This is a genomic window from Methylobacterium sp. AMS5 (assembly GCF_001542815.1).
Classification (GTDB): domain Bacteria; phylum Pseudomonadota; class Alphaproteobacteria; order Rhizobiales; family Beijerinckiaceae; genus Methylobacterium.
Window position 1 is genome coordinate 4,674,546 of the sequence record NZ_CP006992.1, and the last position, 16,375, is coordinate 4,690,920.

Consider the following 16,375-nt stretch of genomic DNA (forward strand, 5'->3'; position numbering starts at 1 on the left):
ATGCATAATAGAACTGGTTTCATCGGTCCGCGATCGTCTCCGATCCGCGGGATGCGATCGGCACCGGCGCGAGGATCGCCCCTGCCGGCCTGCCCGGCTTCAAGGGCCGGGCGCTGCCGCGTCGCGCGAGGGCGGCCTGATCCTGTACCAGCCGACATAGAGCGCGGGCAGGAACAGCAGGGTCAGGGCGGTCGCCGCCAGAATGCCGCCGATCATGGCGTAGGCCATCGGCCCCCAGAACACCTCACGGGCGATCGGGATCAATCCGAGGCTCGCCGCCGCCGCCGTGAGCAGGATCGGCCGCATCCGGTGGCGGGTGGCCTCGACCACGGCATCCCACGGCGCCATCCCCTCCGCCTCGCATTCCTCGATCTGGCTCACCAGGATCACGGCGTTGCGCACGATGATGCCGATCAGCGCCAGGATGCCGAGGATGGCGACGAAGCCCATCGGCTTGTCGAACAGCAGCAGGGCCGGGACGACGCCGATCAAGCCGAGCGGCGCGACGGAAAAGACCAGGAAGAGCTTCTGGAAGCTCTGGAGCTGGATCATCAGGAAGAAGGCCATGGCCAGCAGCATCACCGGCACGACCGCTGCGATCGGACCCTGACCCTTGCCGGCCTCCTCCACCGCGCCGCCGATCGCCAGCGTGTAGCCCTCCGGCAGCGCCTTGACGTAGGCGTCGATGGCGGGCTGCAACGCGGCGACGACGGTGGGCGGCTGGGTCGCATCGGTGATGGTGGCGCGCACCGTCAGCGTCGGCACCCGGTCGCGGCGCCAGACGATCGGCTGTTCGAGGTCGTAGTCGATCCTGGCGAAGGCCAGGATCGGCACGACCGAGCCGTTGGAGAGGGCGACCTGAAGGCTCTGAAGCGTGTCGAGCGAGGTGCGCTCCACCGTGCGCGCCCGGCCCACCACGTTCACGAGGTAGATCGAATCGCGCACCTGCGTGATCGCCTGTCCGCCGACGACGCCGTTGAGGATGCCGGCGATGTCCTGGCTGGTGACGCCGAGCTGGCGCGCCTTGTCCTGCAGGATCTCGACGCGCAGCACCTTGCCGGGCTCGTTCCAGTCGAAGGTCGGGGCCGCGAGGCGCTTGTCGGTGGCCACCACGTCGGCGAGCTTGAGAGCGAGGCGGCGCACCTCCTGCACGTCGGGCCCGGAGAGGCGGTACTGGATCGGGCGCCCGACGGGGGGGCCGAGATTGAGCGGCTGCACCAGAATGTCGGTGCCGACGAAGTCATGCCGGCCGATCTTCTGTAGCCGCGTGATGACCCGATCCCGGATCTCCAGCGACTTCGTGACGATCACGATCTGCCCGAAGAAGGCGTTGGCGAGCTGCTGGTCCAGCGGCAGGTAGAAGCGCACCGCGCCCTGGCCGACATAGGAAGACCAGCGCTCGATGTCGGGGTCGTCTTTCAGGTGCGCCTCGAAGCGGTCCATCTGCGCCCGCGTCTCGGTGATGGTGGCGTTCTGTGGCAGCGTCAGATCGACCAGCACCTCGGAGCGGTCGGAGGACGGGAAGAACTGCTGCTGCACATGGCCCATCCCGACCACGGCGAGGCCCATCAGCGCGACGCACAGGATCACCGTGATCCAGCGCAGCCGCATCGCGACCCGGAGGACCGCCATGAAGGCGCGGGTGAACAGGCCCTGCCGCTCGGAATGGTGCTTCATGGCCTTGGGCAGCATGGTGACCCCGAGAAGCGGTGCGAACAGCACCGCGACCACCCAGGAGACCAGCAGCGAGGCGGCGATCACCACGAACAGCGAGTAGGTGTACTCGCCCGCCGACGAGCCGTTGAAGCCGATCGGCAGGAAGCCCGCCACCGTCACCAGCGTGCCGGTGAGCATCGGGAAGGCGGTGGAGGTGTAGGCGAAGGTCGCCGCCTTCTTCAGGTTGTCGCCGAGTTCGAGGCGGGCCACCATCATCTCGACGGTGATCATCGCGTCGTCGACGAGCAGGCCGAGCGCGATGATGAGGGCGCCGAGCGAGATGCGCTGCAGCGTCACGCCCATGATCTGCATGACCACGAAGACGATGGCGAGCACGAGCGGGATCGAGACCGCGACCACGAGCCCGGCGCGAAGCCCCAGGCTGACGAAGCTCACCACCAGCACGATGACGACCGCCTCGACCAAGGCCTTGGTGAAGCCGCCGACCGCTTCCTCGACGATCTTGGGCTGATCGGAGACGAGGTGGATGCCGACGCCGATGGGCAGCTTGCCCTCGACGACGTGCATGCGTTCCTTCAGATCCTCGCCGAACTTGAGCAGGTTGGCGTTGGGGCGCATGGCGATGGCCAGCCCGATCGCCGGCTTGCCGCCGACGCGGAACAGGGCGGCCGGCGGGTCCTCGTAGCCGCGGGAGATCTCGGCGACGTCCGCGAGGCGGAAGAAGCGGTCGTTGAAGCGGAGATTCACGTTGCGCAGCGAGTCTTCGGAGGAGAACTGTCCGCTCACGCGCAGGGAGACCCGCTCCGGTCCCGCCTGAACCACGCCCGAGGCGGCCACGGCGTTCTGCGATTGCAGGGCCTTGATCAGCGCCTGGATGTCGATGCCGTAGCCCGCGAGCTTGCGGGTGGAGAAGTCGAGATAGATCGTCTCGCCCTGCACGCCCATCAGCAGCGTCTTGCCGATATTGGGCACCTTGAGGATCTCGGTGCGCACGCCCTCGACGTAGTCACGCAATTGCCGGTGGGTCAGCCCGTCGGCGGTGAAGGCGTAGACGTTGCCGTAGACGTCGCCGAACTCGTCGTTGAAGCTCGGCCCCTGCACGCCTTGCGGGAAGGTGTGCTGGATGTCGCCCAGCCGCTTGCGCACCTGGTAGAAGGCGGGCTGGATCTCTTCCTTCTTCGTCGTGTCGCGGAACTGCACGAACACCGTCGCCTGACCCGGCGTGGTGTAGCTGCGGACGTAATCGAGCGCGTTGATCTGCTGGAGTTCCTTCTCGATCCGGTCCGTGACCTGATCGAGGGTGTCCTTGATCGTGGCGCCGGGCCAGCTCGCCTGGACCACCATGGTCTTGATGGCGAAGGGCGGGTCCTCCTCCCGGCCGAGGCGCGAATAGGCCATCACGCCCGCCACGAGGCAGACGAGCATCAGGAACCAGACCAGCGAACGGTGGCCGAGCGCCCAATCCGAAAGGTTGAAGTCCTTCACGCGCGGAAACCTTTGCAGAATTTCTTGCCGGGTCGAATCCCTTGCCGGATCGAATCCCTTGCCGGGGTCCGGCTCAGTTCCGGTCGTCGGCCAGCCGGACGGCCTGGCCGTCCCGCAGGGAATGGGCGCCCGCGACCACCACCCGCTCGCCGGGCATCAACCCCGTGCGCACGGCGATGCGCCCGTTTCCGTCCGGCCGGTCTCCGTCGAGGGTCACGTCGCGGCGTTCGACGTGCCGGTCGCCTGATTCGCCACCTTGCCCGCCCGCCTTATCGTCTCCGCGCTTGTCGGCTTCCGGCACGATCCAGACCGAGCGGCGCCCATCGGCGTCGAGGAGCGCGGTGGCCGGCAGGACGAAGCGGCGCTCGATGCGGCGCTCCAGTGCGACGGTGATGGTCGCGCCGAGCCGGAAGGCGGGGCCGGGCTCCTCCAGGGTCAGGCGGACGCGGCGGGTGCGGGTGCCGGATTCGGCGAAGGGGGCGACCTCGCGCACCCGGCCGCGGGCGGTGATCTCCGGCGCGCTCTGGAGCACCACCGTGAACAGCCCGTCCTTCGGCATGGCGCCGGCCAGCGTCTCGGGGATGTCGACCACGGCCTCGCGGGTCTCGGGCCGGGCCAGCGTCACGATCCCCTGCCCGGGGCTCACGACCTGCCCGATCTCGGCGAGCCGCTGGGTGACGACGCCGTCGAAATCGGCATGCAGTTCGGTGTAGCCGATCTGGTCGCGGGCCTTCTGAAGGCTGGCCCCGGCCTGGGCGAGGCGGGCCTGGGCGGTGTCGCGCCGGGCCACCGCTGCGTCGAGCTGGGCCTGGGTGACGTTTCCGCCCTCCATCAGGCGCCGCGTGCGCGCCTCGGTGGCCGTCGCGTTCTCGGCCTGGGCCTTGGCATCGGACAGTTCCGCCTCGGCGCGGCTGAGGTCGAACCGCGAGACGATCGGGTCGAGGGCCGCGAGGCGCTGGCCCTTCTTCACGACGTCGCCGACGGTGACGTCGCGCGCCACCACCCGGCCGCCGATCTGGAAACCGAGTTGCGACTGGTAGCGCGGCTCGACCGTGCCGGCGAAGGGGCCGAAGATCACGCTGTCGGTGGGCTGTGCCAGGGTGGTCAGAACCGGCCGCACGGGCGGCGGCGCGGGCGCCTCCTGCGACGGCTGGCAGGCGGTGAGCGGAACGGCGCCGGCAATGACGGCGCAGACCAGGAGCCTACGCCTCATCGTCCGCCCTCCCCCGCCGCGGATTTCGTGGAGTCCTGCGCGGCGTCCTGGGTCGCCAGCGCGACGTGCTGGCCGGGGCGCAGGAACGGGATGCCGGCGACCACCACCGTTTCGCCGGGCCTGACGCCGCCCTTCAGGACGATGTCGTCGAAGCCGTAGCGGTCGATCTCGACGCCGCGGATCGAGACCGTGCGGGCGGTGGAATCGTAGATCCACACCGCCGGCCGGTCGTCGGAGCGGTAGAGCGCCGACCAGGGCAGCACCACGGCCTCGCGCGAGGCGAAGCGGCCCCGCCCGATCACCACGGAGCCGAGCGACATCGCGGGCGGGGTCGAGTCCAGCCCGACCTTGACGCGGACCGTACCGCTCGCCGCATCCACCGTCGGCGAGATTTCGCGCACGTGACCCGTCGCCGCCGCCTTGGGATCGGACTGGAGCGTGACGTGGATCGTCTTGTCGCTGGGCGGGTTGGCCGTCAGCGCCTCGTAGACGTTGAACACCGCGTCGCGCGGGCCGTCCTGGGCCAGCACCATCACGGCTTGGCCCGCCTGCACCACCTGCCCGACCTCGAAGGTACGGCTCAGGACGATGCCGGGTACGCCTGCGCGCAGCTCGGTGTAGGAGAGCTGTTCCTCGGCGGTGCCGAGCGCCGCCCTGGCCGAATCGACCGCGGCTTGGGACGTGCGCAACTGCTGCTCGGCGTTGTCGTAGGACGGGCGTGTGGTGTAGCCGCCGCTGATGAGCTGCTTCTGACGCTCGAAGGTCACCTTGGCCTGGGTGAGCTGCGCCTCCGCCGAGACCAGGGCGGCGCGGGCGTTGTCGAGGTTCGCCCTCTGCGTCAGCGGCTCCAGCACCGCGAGCACCTGATCGGCGGTGACGTGATCGCCGACCTCGACACGGCGTTCGGCGACCTTGCCGTTGGTGCGGAAGGCGACGTTGGTCTGGGCCTGGGCCTGGATGTCGCCGGTGAGCACCACATCCGAAGTGACAGGACCCATTTTCGCCGTCACGACCCGCACCAGCACGACGGACGGGTTCTCCGCGTCCGGGATGGCGGAGTTCGCGGGCGCATCCGCCGGAAAGGCCGCCGTCACGAGGAGGGCCGACAAGGCCGCCGTGCGGGCGGTGGCGGTCAGGAGGGGGAGGAGCCGGGGGGACATCGGCCAAGTTTCCGGACGGCGGGGACGGGGCATACGGCCGATTCGTGGGAGGACGGCTTTCGCGGCGCAGGCTTATCGCCTATCTTACCGACCGTCCAGACGGTTTTTAAGCGGACCGGTTCGGGGGACGCCTGCGGCTTCTCTCGAAACATCAGCGACGGCAGTGGTTTCGTCTGGCACGCTGGATGTCGCGTGCAGGGGCGGGGATCGGGGGCGATCATGTCGCAGAAGACGCGCAGCCGGCGCGACGACCGTGCCGGAGTGATTCTCGACGCGGCAGGCGCGGTGCTGCGCCGGGGCGGCGCGCGAGCGCTCACCATCGACGCCGTGGCGACCGAGGCGGGCCTCAGCAAGGGCGGCGTGCTGCACCATTACGCCTCCAAGGATTCGCTGATCCTTGCCCTCGTCGGCCGCAAGCTGGAGGAGCTGCGCACCGGCATCGCCGCCTGCAAGGCCGAGCGGATCCCGGGTGCGACGGGGCTCGCGCTCGGCATGATCGAGCATCTGCGCCGCAGCTACTGTGAGGAGGACGAGTTCAGTCGCGCCCTGCTCCTCGCCTCTGTCGAGAATCCGGATGCGCTCGCCGGCTACCGCGCGTTCGTGGCCGAGCGGCTCGCCCGGTTCGAGGCTGCTGAGGGGCCGACCGGTGTCGGGGCCGCCCTGTTCTTCGCGCTGCTCGGCGTCGTGATGGGCCGCACCCTCGGCTTCCACGATCTGAGCGCCGCGCAGATCGAACCGCTTCTGGGCGCGCTGGAACGCGCGGCGCAGGAACTTGGCTGAGCAGAACTTGGGTGAGCAGGAACTTGGCTGAGCCGGCTCCGTGAGACGGGGGCGGGCTTGTCGCGGGCCGTTCGGCTGGATGGGATGATCGGAAGGCTCCAGCCTCAGCCGCCCCTTTCGCCTGAACCCTGATGCGTGTCGCTCGTCGAGGAATGTCCGCTGAGGCGATGCATCGCCTTCGATCAAACAGGCGGCTTGGGCCGATGGGCCCTGCCTGCGAGAAGAATGGCCCTGACAATAAGCAAGAGAGCGCCAGGCAGGAAAGTGCTCGCCCCGTTCATGCGGAGCAGCAGGATCTCGATGATCGATGACCCATCGGGTGCATTCCGTCGCCGGCCGAATTTCGGCTGCCCGCTTCGGGCCGAGTGAGACGCACAGGACGATCGGGTGTGCCGGTCATGAAATGGTCTCAACGCCACTCAATCGAAACGCTGGTTCTCGAGAAGACTCACATCAGTGACGGTGGCCGATCCGACGACAATCGCCTGTTCTCGGTCTCGAGCCAGCCTTGCCCGAGCGCGAAGCGGACGATGCTGGCGCGCGACCGGAGGCCGAGCTTCTTGCAGCCGCGGATCTTGTAGGTGTCGACCGAGGCCGCCGAGATCGACATGGCGAGACTGACCTCCTTCATCGTCATGCCGAGGGCGATGAGCCGGAGCACCTCGCGCTCCCGTGCGGTGAGGCCGCCCTCCTGGCCGGGATGCGGAGCGGGCGGGCCGGCTTCCGTACGGTCGGGCGGCGCTGGCGGCGCGCGCATTTCGGCATCGACGTACTGGCCGCCCAACACGACCGCTTCGATGGCCTCCAGCAGGCTGGTGCCGGCGGAACGCTTCAGGACATAGCCCTGGGCCCCCGCGGTCAGCGCCTCGTCGACGAAGGCGAGGTCTTCGTTGACCGTCAGGAAGACGATGTGCACCGCGGAGCCCACTTCCCGGAGCGCACGCGCCACCGCGAGGCCGCTCATGCCGGTCATGGTGATGTCCATGATGACGACGTCGGGCTTGGTTCTGCCGACAAGATCCAGGGCGTGCCGGCCGTCGCTCGCCTCTCCGACGACCTCGATGCCGGCCGTCTCACCGAGCAGGCCGCGGACGCCGCTTCTGAAGATCGGGTGGTCGTCGATCAGGGCGACCCTGACCCGTTCTTTCGCCGTTCGCATATCATCCCCCTGTCAGCGGCAATCGCGCCAGAATCGTCGTCCCACCGCCGGGAGGCGATTCGATCATGAGAGTTCCTCCGAGCAGGGTCAGCCGCTCGCGCATGCCCGCAAGGCCGAAGCCGCCCCCCGCCCGCCGCGCCTCGGGCGCCTGCTCGCAGGCGAGCCCGGGCCCGTCGTCCTCGATCGCCAGGGTGACGCCCGTGCTGGCGTATTGCAGGGTCACGGAGACGTGGCGCGCGCCCGGCGCGTGCTTGACGACGTTGGTGAGAGCTTCCTGCACCAGCCGAAAGATCGTCACCTCGATCTCCGGCGTGAGGCGGACCGCGGCTCCCGAAAGCTGGAAGTCGATGGGGATCGCGCTTTGGTCGGACCATTCGCGCACGAGGCCGCCCAGGGCGAGGATGAGGCCGAGTTCGATCAGGGTGACCGGGCGCAGCTCGCGAACGACCTGCCGCAGGCTGGCCGAGATCGCATCGACCTGCTTCAGCATCGCCTCGACATGCGTCGGCGAGGGCGCGCGCCGCAGGCGGTCGAGCTGAAGCTTCAGCCATGCGAGCTGCTGGCCGGCCTCGTCGTGGAGTTCCCGGGCGAGCCGCTCCCGCTCGGCCTGATGCGCTCGGTAGAGTTGGGCGAGGACCGCGTCCCGGTCGCGTTCGGCGCGCAGACGCGCCTGCACGGTGCTGCGCAAGTCGGCCAGCAGGAGGTCACGCTCGTGCAGCAGCGCCTGCTGGCTGCGCTGATGGCGCTCGCGCGCGGCGAGTTCACGCCGCAGCATCGCCGCCTCGGTCGCCTGCAGGCTGAAGCGCATCTCCGGCGTCGGCAGGAGCCGCAGGAGGACCAGGGGGTCGATCCCCTCCCGGTTCAGGCGGAAGCCGTGGCAGCGGTAGCGGCGTATCCCGCTTCCCCGCTTGATCGCGATCACACCGGGAAGCGGTGTCCGAGTCGCCCTGGCCCGGGCCAGAAACACCGTCGAGACCCTGCCTATGAGCGAGGTCTTGCCGGTCGGCGATGACGTGCCGTTGCGTGAGGTTTTGCCGCTCCCAGGGTTCCGGGGCGGATCGTCCCGCGTCAGCAGCCAGCGGGCGGGATCGTTGGCGTAGGCGATGCGGCCTGAACGGGCGACGACCAGGACGGGGTCATCGATCGAATCGAGGACGCGCGCCGCTTCCGCGCCGAGCGGCTCCGAGCCGGACGCCGTCGCCACACACGGATCCATCGACGAGGCCCCCCTCGACACGTCACCGACTCCGTGCATCCACGCGTGTTGTTCCGTGGTGCCGGCGAGGGCGCGATAAAGGTGTCGAGAACGTTCGGCATCGACACTCGTACATCAGCGGCGTGATCGAGCCGCCATCACCCGCCGCGATTACTGACATCGCCGGAATCCCCCGTTACCCACCGTTGCCATGATCCATCCGGGTTATGATCGACACACCGGATTAAGTCTGCCCAGGCGACCGTGAGGTTGTACGATATGATTCTGCTGCGGCGCGGTATATAACAAAAGTGTTTCTCGGATACCTCATTGTTGATAGCTCGAAAGGCGTATTCAATTCACAATTGATGTCGCGTCGCGGATTTTCTGGATTGAACTCACGATAGAATCGGTGATTCAAAATAATATTTGCCAATATCGGGTAATCTCTTGAGAGAAACTTGCTGGTTGCGGCCTGCATGCTAAGCATTGGAATGGAAAAGCTCTGCTGCGAGGCGGGAGAGTCTGTAAATTCGTCTATAATTCAGAATTTTTTTCGAGTTGACGTTGCCATGATTGCGGCGCAATCGAAAACTGTAATTTTTAATGCATGTAAATAAATTCACGCGTTTAGGGCGAATTCATTGCAAATATAACAATTTTCTTAGTGATGATCGACAATCTAAGGAGTTAACTCTCAGTTATGTTGCGGATCATCATCGCAGATGACCAAAGAAATTTCCGCATCTCCTTGCGGAGAAGTCTGGAATTGAATTTGAGCGGTATCATCGTCGTCGATGTTTCCAATTCATCAGAATTGATCAATAGCCTCCGGTCGCCGCTGAAGACGGACCTCGTGATCGTCGGATCGCGCCTCCTGCCGGCCGGTGATCCGACCTATCTCGGAGCCCTGAAGCGAGCGGCCGGCACCGCACGCCTCCTGCTCGTCGTCTCCCATGCCTCGGCCGACCTGTTCCAGGATGCCCTGAGCCTCGGCTTTCATGGATTGATCGTTCGGCGCCAGCGCCACGAGGAAATGCTCGAGGCGGTCCGAACCACCCTCGACGGCCGGCTCTACGCCCCCAGCGCCATCCTGGCCGTGAAGCCGCCGGATGCCGGGGCGGCGCTGCGGCAACCGGAGCGCAGCGCGCGAACGTTCGGGTTGACCCTGCGCCAGCGCGAAGTTCTGGCGCTGATCGGCAAGGGGTTATCCAATCGAGAGATCGCGATCGCGCTGAGTATCGCCGAGGCGACCGTAAAAATTCACGTTTCCGCCGTGATCAGGATGCTCGGCGTCAGAAATCGAACCGAGGCTGCGCTGCTCGCGCCGACCATTCTCAAGGGAAAAGCCTAGTACGAACTGGATACGCCTTGTTGAGATGTCCAAGTTTTTTCTGACATGACAGGACACCTCCCATTCGGTCTAGTTAATTTGTGCCTAACCATTCTGCGACGCACAATAAGTGCGTTTGAACGGTCGGAACAGAATCTGACGGTCAGGGTGATCCGGCGCGGGAGGTTTTCAGGAGATCAGGGGAGTAGCTCCGATGGAACACATCGATACGCTCATTGTCAGTGACAACCGCATGGTCCGGGAAAGCTTGATTGCGCTTCTCTCCGGCACCCGCTTCATGGTGCGGCAGGTCGCGGCCAGCCCGGCGCTTCACCTGTCCGGCCTCAAGGCGGCGCATCTGGCGCTCGTCGTCATCGATGAGGAGGCCGCGGGCATTGTCGGGCAGGTCGCCGAGGCGCTGCCCGAGGTCAAGATCGTGGCGCTCGCGCTGCGCGATACCGAAGGGCTGATGCTGCGCAGCCTTCAACTCGGCGCTTCGGCCTATCTGACCGAGGACGTCTCTCCAGCCGACCTCCTCAAGACCCTGGAAGTGGTGATCGCCGATTGCGCGGTGCTGCCGGTGAGTTTCCTCGGGCGTTTGTGCCTGGCCTTCGAACCGGTGCGCGCACCCGGCCCGGTCGCCGCCCTGACCGGCCTGCAGCGGGCAGACGGCACCTCGCTCTCCAGCCTCTCGAGCCGGGAGGTCAACATCCTCGAAGGGCTGGCTCTGGGAGAGTCCAACAAGGTCATCGCCCGCAACCTCGATATCGCGGAAGCGACCGTCAAGGTTCACGTCAAGGCGATCCTGCGCAAGGTCCGGGTGAAGAATCGGACGCAGGCGGCGGTCTGGGCGATGAACAAGGGTATCGTCACCAACGGCTGTGCCCCTACCGAGCGGTTCGGCAGCCTCGTACCAGCCCTCCCCCTCGTCGCCGGCCGTGACGGCTTCTCCAGCGCCCTGGCGGCCGTCGCCTGACGATCGTGCGGCGCCGCGAGGGTCCGGCGCCGCCCCTCCCCGACGCGCGTGATCCCGAACGCGATCGCCAGCCAAAAGACGAGGAAGCCGGCCATGAAAGTGTCCGTGGTCACCCCGACGCTGAACGGTGTCGAATACTTACGTGAATGCATCGAATCCTCGCGGGCCAGCGCCCGCAACGGCATCGAAGTCGAGCACGTGATCGTCGATGCGGGCAGCACCGACGGTACCGTCGAACTGGCGCAAAGCCTTGGCGCCACCGTGCTCCAGGGCAAGGATCGCGGCATCTTCGACGCGATCAACAAGGGGTCCTTCGCTGCCTCGGGCGAGCTGCTCGGCTTCCTGGGCGCCGACGACGTGCTGCTCGAAGGCGGCCTGGAGGCCGTGGTCGAGGCCTACAAGGGCAGCCATCGGCGCTGGGTCGTCGGCGGGATCCGCTGGATCGACGGGCGCGGCCGGGGCCTGGGCGGGTTGGCCGCCCCACCCAACTGGATGACGCCGCGCATGCTCGTGTGCCTCGGGTGGAACCCGGTCATGCACATGGCGACCTATATCGCGCGGGACTTCTACGCCGAACTCGGCGGGTTCAACTACGCGTTCAGGGATTGCGGCGACTACGAGATGTTCTGCCGTGCCCTGGCGCAGGAGCCCTATGCCCGCGTCGGCCGGCCGGTCGCCTGCTTCCGCCGCACGGGGCAGAACAACAGCGCCAACCTCGCCCACAAGGCCCGGGCGCTGGGCGAAGTCGCCCAGGTGAAGGGGGTGCACGGACCGTCCTCCCGCGCGGAAGAGCTGTTCTGGCGCTACGCGCTGAAGGGTTACTTCAACGCCCGCAACCCGGACTGGCTCGTCAGCAAGCAGCTCGATCTCGGACGCAGCCGGCTGAAGCTTCAGCCCCACGCCCATTTCTGATGTCCGAGGCGATGCCCTTGCGATCCCGTCGCTATGACGGAGGGCGCCTGCTCGGACATCGCCCGGGCGTCATGAGGTGGAGGCCGCCCGGTTCGCGCGGATCCGGTGGCACGGTCCCGGCGCGGGGCGGGCGCCGCAATGCCGACCCCGAAGCCGCCATGGAGCCGCCCAGGGAATCGCCATGGAGACGCTGATCGACCGCGCCCGCCTAGCGGCGTCGGATGGCCTCCCCGGCCCTCCGCGGATTCTCGAATTCGGGCTGATGCCGCTCGTGACCGCCGCCTTCCCCGAGCGCACGACCTTCCTCGACACGCGTCTGCGCTGGGCCGACGTGCGGACCCGCGCGCCGCGTTCCGGCAGCTTGCCGCTGCGCCTGTTGAAGCTGGCGCAGCGGGTGGCCGGCATCGGCCGGGCCTGCCTCGTCCAGGACTACGACATCGTCGTCGCCCGTTGTGTCGGCCCGGTCAACAGCGCCGGGCATGCCTACCCCGTCCATGCAGTCCTGAGCCTGATCGGGCTCGCCTTCCGCGGGCTCGTCCTGTTCGCCGCCCGCGGCCCCCGCGTCCGGCTCGCGGTCCTCGACGTGACCGACCATCTCACGATCCACCCGCGCGACCGCGCCTTCCTCCGGCGTTGCGACCTGTTCTTCAAGCGCGAGTTGGCCGCCAATCCGTGGAACACCCTCGAAACGGTGCTGCCCCGCGGGGCCTGCGCCGGTCATGCCCGCCAGGATCCCGCCTGCCTCGCCCTGCGGGCCAAGCTGCGCCCCTTCGCCCTCGGGATCGAGGCGTCGGCGCTGAAAGCCCCGATCCCGGCCTCCGCGCGCAGCTACGATCTGTTCTACGCCGGCTCGGCGCAGGGGATCGCCTTCCGCGAGGCCGTCGGCGGCGTCCTGCCGCGATTGGCGGCCCGCGGCTGGCGCATCCACGCGCCGACGCACCGCCTGAGCCCGGAAGCCTTCGCCGAGGCGATCACCCGGAGCCGGTTCTGTCTGTCGCCGGGCGGCGTCGGCTGGGATTGCTACCGGCATTACGAGGTCGCGTCGCTGGGCAGCGTGCCGATTTTCGATACCCGCCCGCTGACCGGCATCGAACCCTTCCTGCACGGCCGCGAGGGGTTCTATCTCGACCCGCAAGAGGATCTGGAACGCGCCCTCGACCACCTGCTGCGCACGGACGACGCGGGGGTCGATCGGATGACGTCGGCAGCTCAGGCTTTGGTCGAACGGGTCTACACCTTCGACGCGCTGGCCCGCTACGTGATCGCCGAGACGCTGGCGCTGGGCCCGTCTCCTCGAACGGCGGCGCCGTCGCCGAAGAAGGCGCTCGTCGCGGCGAAGGCCGGTCACCGGCAGCCCTCCCTGAACTGAGCGGGGGGCTTCTGAGCGCGCTGGCACCGCCACCGCCCCCTCCCGAGACCCGGCAGCCTCCGGCACCGTGGCCGTCGAGCCTCACCCACATGATCACGCCTGCATCCATGTTGACGCGACGCTCGTCACAGCCTATCTGACCCGAGCACCGAGCGCGGGATGGCGGCCAACGCGATCCTCCCTGCATCCGGCCTCTCTCGACGGGGCCGGAGACGGCTCCGGTGGGGGATAGTTTAACGGTAGAACCGCGGACTCTGACTCCGCTAGTCCTGGTTCGAATCCAGGTCCCCCAGCCACGCAAGACCTAACCCATTGTAGACACTGACGATTTTGCTGAGCCGCCCTGCGGTTTGAGCACCTTGCTACACACCGCTGCTACACAGGCCGTCCGCGCAGACGGCGGGAGCGCGGTTTGGGTTTCGTCGCCAACGTCGTCCAGCGCGGACGCACTTTCCACTTCCGCCGCCGCATCCCGGCCGACCTTCGGCGACGCATCGGCCGCCACGAACTCGTGCGTAGCCTCGGCACGGGCGATATCCGCGCTGCCAAGCTCATGGCCTGTCGGCTATACGTGGCGGCGGAAGAGCTGTTCTCGACCCTGCGCGCTACGCCGATGCTGACCGACGACCAGATCGCCCGCCTCGTCCGCGACTTTTACGACATCATGCTGGCGGGCGAGAACGCCGGGCGGCTGACCCGGGGCCCGCTGCCCGAGGGCGTACGGGAGGCCCGAGTCACGCAGTACGCGGCGATGGCCGCCACGCCCACACTTCGGGCCACGCCAGCATCCCGGATCTAAAGCACTTGGCCGCGGCGATCGCGCCGCGCCAACTGGTGCCGGTCCACACCTTCATGCCGGAGCGCTTCCCAGCGCTGTTCGGGTCGAACGTCACATTGCGAGAGGACGGACAGTGGTGGGACACGGCAGCATGAGCGAACCGACACCCTATCGGGCCCTGGGCGAACCCCTCCTCGCCGCACTCGAAGCCCTCTCGACCGCGCCGCATGGCAGCTGGTGGCGCGACGTGCTGGCCGACCCGGATCTGCTGCTCGCGGTCCGGAACCGGTCGCTCAACGTCTACTATCGCGGAGCCTCGCTCTTCCGGATCACGTCAGCCGGCGAGGGCGTCGCCGCCGAGACGCACGTGAAGTACCTCTTGCGCCAGCGCCAGGCCCACGCACGGATCGGCCAGGACGGCAGCTTCGGGAGCGCGCCGGCGGAAGCGGTCTGGAACCGCTACGAGGGGCCAGCGACGCTCGCCGAGATGAAGCGGGCCGCCATTCCGCTCGCTGGCATGGAGAAAACGGGCCTGCATGTGCTCGTGCAGGCCAGCCGGAACGTCGTTGACGTCGAGATCGCGCTCGCAGGCGCGCCGGTCGCCGACGCGGCGGCGGAACCGGACGGTGCGGAGATCGAGGCGGCACAACTCACCTACGAGACGACCGCGACGGCACGCCCCCGCCAGGACCGGCTCGACGCAGCGAGCCTGGAGGAGCGCGGAGTGGCGGGCGAAGCCTGGCTCGTCTTCCACGAAGCAAAGCTCGCGACCAACCCTGCCTTGCGCTCCAAGACAACGCCAGCGATCGTCGAACAGATGAGGCGTTACCGTGCCACCCTCAAGCAGGAAGCCGAGCGCCTCGCCGATAGCTATCCAGCCCTGTGCCGGGATCTTGTCAAACTCGGCGCGCTGCGCCGAGGGGCGGGTGCTGCTTGCGGGCTGAACGCCGCGGACCTACCGCAGCGCGATCCCCTCGTCGATGAAGTGGCCTCTGGCGCGCGCATCCTGCGGGTCGACCCCGAGCCGCGGCTCGTCGTGTTCGGCTTCGATGCGGACGCACGAGACAGCACTGTCCGCCCGATCACCCAGGAACTGTCAGTTACGCACGGGCTTCGGGTTTACGCCGTCGGCCGGCCGGCAAGGGGCACGGCCGCCTTCCGTCGTCCGAGCGACCTGCCGTATGACGCGATCTAAGGGAACCGCGACTGCCGGCCGCACCAGAAATCTGCGCTCGGCTGTAAATTCGGGAGGGGGTTACGGGAATCCCTCCCATCGCTCCCCGGAGCGTCCGAGAGACCCCTTTGTCATGCTCAGCCTGTCTTATCGCCTCACCTCGACCCGTCGAATGGCGCACCTTCACCGGCTGGTGAGCCCGACCTCGACCTTGCTGAGCCTCAGCATGCTCCTCGCGGTTGCTGTGGCACCCGCACAGGCGAACCCGTCATTCGAAGGGCGCTACCAGGGGCGAGGCGAAGGTCGCCTCACCCTCAAAGTATCACCGCATGGCAAGGCAGGATCGACTGCCACATACTCGATCGATGCCTTCACTGGCATTCCCAACGCTTGTTCGGGCACCGTCTCGGGCGTTGCCGATCGGATCGATGCCAATACTTTAAGGCTCAGCCTGAAGGGAGAGGAGGCGGCCTGCGAGATCACCCTACGCTTCGGTGCAGACCGTAAGCGCGTGCGCATGGACGAGCAGGGCTGCGGCGATTTTCACGGGCCTGCCTGTGCCTTCGAAGGCGCGCTGACCCGCCGCTGACCGCAATCCATAGCGGTCCGCCGCCTCCGCGCGCTTGGACGGCGCGTGCCTCTCCTCTCTCCCCTCAAGGGACCACCTCCATGTTGCGCGCAATCCTGCCGCTCGGCCTGCTGCTGGCCGCCCACCCGGCCCGGGCCAACCCGTCGGTCGACGAGATCAAGTCCGGCGGCTGCCTCGAACTCAAGGTCGACGGAAAGCCAGCCTCCTGCAACCACGACTTCCGCCTTGTCGATGACGGCAAGGGTGAGATCGACTTCGTCATCGGCTATCGTGCGGCCCAGGCCAAGCCGGGGATGGTGGTCAACTTCGCGACCGCCCAGACGCCCGACATGGAGAATGCTTACGGCTACGCGCTCCGCGTAACGCACGTGACGCTGATGACCGTCGGCGCCCCCAACCAGCAACAGCATTGGCCGGCCAAGGGGCTGTGCTTCCTCGTCAAGCCGAACCCAGTAAGGGCCGGCGCCACACCGATCAAGCAGGACATCGTCGTGATGTGCTCGGCGGCTCTGGCCGACGCAGGTGCCCCCATGAAGCGGATCGACTGGAAGTTCGTGTTCTGACGGGAGCGAGCG

At 67.5% G+C, this 16,375-nt stretch carries 14 protein-coding genes, 1 tRNA gene and 1 pseudogene; 11 read left to right on the forward strand and 5 right to left on the reverse strand.

What is annotated here, in order from left to right:
• Positions 1-99: 99 nt before the first annotated feature.
• From Y590_RS21000 to Y590_RS21010, 3 genes are all read right to left on the reverse strand, one after another.
• Positions 100-3,162, reverse strand: a complete 3,063-nt coding sequence (locus Y590_RS21000) for an efflux RND transporter permease subunit (protein WP_060771553.1) — start codon at positions 3,160-3,162, stop codon at positions 100-102.
• A gap of 73 nt (positions 3,163-3,235) precedes the next feature.
• The gene (locus Y590_RS21005) at positions 3,236-4,375 is read right to left on the reverse strand and encodes an efflux RND transporter periplasmic adaptor subunit (RefSeq protein ID WP_060771554.1); all 1,140 of its coding nucleotides are present in this window, start codon (positions 4,373-4,375) and stop codon (positions 3,236-3,238) included.
• Positions 4,372-5,535, reverse strand: a complete 1,164-nt coding sequence (locus tag Y590_RS21010; protein ID WP_060771555.1) for an efflux RND transporter periplasmic adaptor subunit — start codon at positions 5,533-5,535, stop codon at positions 4,372-4,374. Before Y590_RS21010 ends, Y590_RS21005 begins: the two co-directional genes overlap by 4 nt.
• A 219-nt stretch (positions 5,536-5,754) precedes the next feature.
• On the opposite strand from Y590_RS21010, the gene Y590_RS21015 reads away from it, so the two are divergent.
• Positions 5,755-6,315: a TetR/AcrR family transcriptional regulator gene (locus Y590_RS21015; protein ID WP_060771556.1), complete on the forward strand. Its 561-nt coding sequence runs from the start codon at positions 5,755-5,757 to the stop codon at positions 6,313-6,315.
• 448 nt (positions 6,316-6,763) lie between these two features.
• Here the strand turns inward: Y590_RS21015 and Y590_RS21020 are convergent, their stop codons facing one another.
• Together Y590_RS21020 and Y590_RS21025 are read right to left on the reverse strand one after the other, a co-directional pair.
• Positions 6,764-7,474: a response regulator gene (locus Y590_RS21020; RefSeq protein WP_060771557.1), complete on the reverse strand. Its 711-nt coding sequence runs from the start codon at positions 7,472-7,474 to the stop codon at positions 6,764-6,766.
• 1 nt (position 7,475) lies between these two features.
• Positions 7,476-8,690 (reverse strand): sensor histidine kinase, encoded by a 1,215-nt coding sequence (locus tag Y590_RS21025; RefSeq protein WP_060771558.1) that lies wholly within the window; start codon positions 8,688-8,690, stop codon positions 7,476-7,478.
• A 682-nt stretch (positions 8,691-9,372) separates the two neighbouring features.
• On the opposite strand from Y590_RS21025, the gene Y590_RS21030 reads away from it, so the two are divergent.
• From Y590_RS21030 to Y590_RS21070, 10 genes and pseudogenes are all read left to right on the forward strand, one after another.
• The gene (locus tag Y590_RS21030; RefSeq protein ID WP_060771559.1) at positions 9,373-10,023 is read left to right on the forward strand and encodes a LuxR C-terminal-related transcriptional regulator; all 651 of its coding nucleotides are present in this window, start codon (positions 9,373-9,375) and stop codon (positions 10,021-10,023) included.
• 193 nt (positions 10,024-10,216) lie between these two features.
• Positions 10,217-10,978, forward strand: a complete 762-nt coding sequence (locus Y590_RS21035) for a LuxR C-terminal-related transcriptional regulator (protein WP_060771560.1) — start codon at positions 10,217-10,219, stop codon at positions 10,976-10,978.
• Between the two features lie 93 nt (positions 10,979-11,071).
• Complete coding sequence (locus Y590_RS21040) at positions 11,072-11,890, forward strand: glycosyltransferase family 2 protein (protein WP_003600127.1); 819 nt, start codon at positions 11,072-11,074, stop codon at positions 11,888-11,890.
• 181 nt (positions 11,891-12,071) lie between these two features.
• Positions 12,072-13,259 (forward strand): CgeB family protein, encoded by a 1,188-nt coding sequence (locus tag Y590_RS21045; RefSeq protein ID WP_060771561.1) that lies wholly within the window; start codon positions 12,072-12,074, stop codon positions 13,257-13,259.
• A 222-nt stretch (positions 13,260-13,481) separates the two neighbouring features.
• Positions 13,482-13,555, forward strand: a tRNA-Gln gene (locus Y590_RS21050).
• Positions 13,556-13,671: 116 nt separating this feature from the next.
• Entirely contained in the window at positions 13,672-14,058 is a 387-nt protein-coding gene (locus Y590_RS21055; RefSeq protein WP_060771562.1) for a DUF6538 domain-containing protein, read from the forward strand.
• Positions 14,019-14,192: pseudogene (locus Y590_RS26615) on the forward strand (MBL fold metallo-hydrolase RNA specificity domain-containing protein); the annotation flags it as partial. The gene Y590_RS21055 and the pseudogene Y590_RS26615, both read left to right, overlap by 40 nt.
• Positions 14,189-15,232 (forward strand): hypothetical protein, encoded by a 1,044-nt coding sequence (locus Y590_RS21060; RefSeq protein ID WP_060771563.1) that lies wholly within the window; start codon positions 14,189-14,191, stop codon positions 15,230-15,232. The pseudogene Y590_RS26615 and the gene Y590_RS21060, both read left to right, overlap by 4 nt.
• A 112-nt stretch (positions 15,233-15,344) precedes the next feature.
• Entirely contained in the window at positions 15,345-15,800 is a 456-nt protein-coding gene (locus tag Y590_RS21065) for a hypothetical protein (protein ID WP_060771564.1), read from the forward strand.
• An 80-nt stretch (positions 15,801-15,880) separates the two neighbouring features.
• On the forward strand, positions 15,881-16,363 hold the full coding sequence (locus tag Y590_RS21070) for a hypothetical protein (RefSeq protein WP_060771565.1): 483 nt from the start codon (positions 15,881-15,883) through the stop codon (positions 16,361-16,363).
• Positions 16,364-16,375 lie beyond the last annotated feature (12 nt).

Bases quoted from the DNA above. Each gene is read 5' to 3' on its own strand.
- Y590_RS21045 (WP_060771561.1), top strand. From the start codon at position 12,072: ATGGAGACGCTGATCGACCGCGCCCGCCTAGCGGCGTCGGATGGCCTC.
- Y590_RS21025 (WP_060771558.1), bottom strand. From the start codon at position 8,690: ATGGATCCGTGTGTGGCGACGGCGTCCGGCTCGGAGCCGCTCGGCGCG.
- Y590_RS21005 (WP_060771554.1), bottom strand. From the start codon at position 4,375: ATGAGGCGTAGGCTCCTGGTCTGCGCCGTCATTGCCGGCGCCGTTCCG.
- Y590_RS21030 (WP_060771559.1), top strand. From the start codon at position 9,373: ATGTTGCGGATCATCATCGCAGATGACCAAAGAAATTTCCGCATCTCC.
- Y590_RS21070 (WP_060771565.1), top strand. From the start codon at position 15,881: ATGTTGCGCGCAATCCTGCCGCTCGGCCTGCTGCTGGCCGCCCACCCG.
- Y590_RS21020 (WP_060771557.1), bottom strand. From the start codon at position 7,474: ATGCGAACGGCGAAAGAACGGGTCAGGGTCGCCCTGATCGACGACCAC.
- Y590_RS21010 (WP_060771555.1), bottom strand. From the start codon at position 5,535: ATGTCCCCCCGGCTCCTCCCCCTCCTGACCGCCACCGCCCGCACGGCG.
- Y590_RS21065 (WP_060771564.1), top strand. From the start codon at position 15,345: ATGCTCAGCCTGTCTTATCGCCTCACCTCGACCCGTCGAATGGCGCAC.
- Y590_RS21040 (WP_003600127.1), top strand. From the start codon at position 11,072: ATGAAAGTGTCCGTGGTCACCCCGACGCTGAACGGTGTCGAATACTTA.
- Y590_RS21015 (WP_060771556.1), top strand. From the start codon at position 5,755: ATGTCGCAGAAGACGCGCAGCCGGCGCGACGACCGTGCCGGAGTGATT.
- Y590_RS21060 (WP_060771563.1), top strand. From the start codon at position 14,189: ATGAGCGAACCGACACCCTATCGGGCCCTGGGCGAACCCCTCCTCGCC.
- Y590_RS21035 (WP_060771560.1), top strand. From the start codon at position 10,217: ATGGAACACATCGATACGCTCATTGTCAGTGACAACCGCATGGTCCGG.